We start from the raw sequence: 657 nt of genomic DNA on the forward strand, positions 1-657 counted from the left end.
GTCGACGGCAGGATCGTGCAGGGTGGGGCCGAGGAGATCCTCGAGCTGATGGACGAGGCCAACACCGCCCTGCTGGCCCGCTCCCGGGAGGTCTTCCCGCTGCCCTGGGAGCCGATGCACAACCCGGTCTGCACCGAGATCGACCACATCACCCTGGCGCAGGCCATCGACGACCTGAATTTGGAGCCCGACGTCCGGGAACTGGTGCGGTCGTTCTGGGCGCTGAACTTCAACGGCCGCCTCGACGACGCCGCCTACACCCAGGCCCTGCGCTGGGCGGCGATCTCCAACGGCGACTGGAAGCTGATGTTCGAAGCCTGCGCCACCTACAAGCTCGACGGCGGCACGAAACGGCTCATCGAGGCGATCCGTGCCGACGCCGAGGTCGACCTGCCCCTGACCACCCCCGTCACCGCCGTGGACCAGGGCGAGGACACCGCGACCGTCACCACCGCCGACGGCACCCGGTTCACCGCCTCCGCCGTCGTCGTCACCCTGCCCCTGGGCGCCCTGGGCGGGGTCGAGTTCACCCCGGCCCTGTCCGCGCCCAAGGTCAGGGCCGCCCAGCGGGGCCAGGCCGGGCGCGGCGCGAAGCTGTGGATCAAGGTGCGCGGGCGCCAGGAGCGGTTCGTGGCCTTCGCCGCCGCGGAGTCGCCC

At 71.7% G+C, this 657-nt stretch carries 1 protein-coding gene; it reads left to right on the forward strand.

The annotated features are described in order from the left end of the window. Positions 1–657 (forward strand): FAD-dependent oxidoreductase (locus RCG67_RS16925; protein ID WP_368827963.1); only part of this gene is annotated, 657 nt, incomplete at both ends.

The sequence above is a fragment of the Kocuria cellulosilytica genome, from assembly GCF_040981245.1.
Lineage (GTDB): Bacteria > Actinomycetota > Actinomycetes > Actinomycetales > Micrococcaceae > Kocuria > Kocuria cellulosilytica.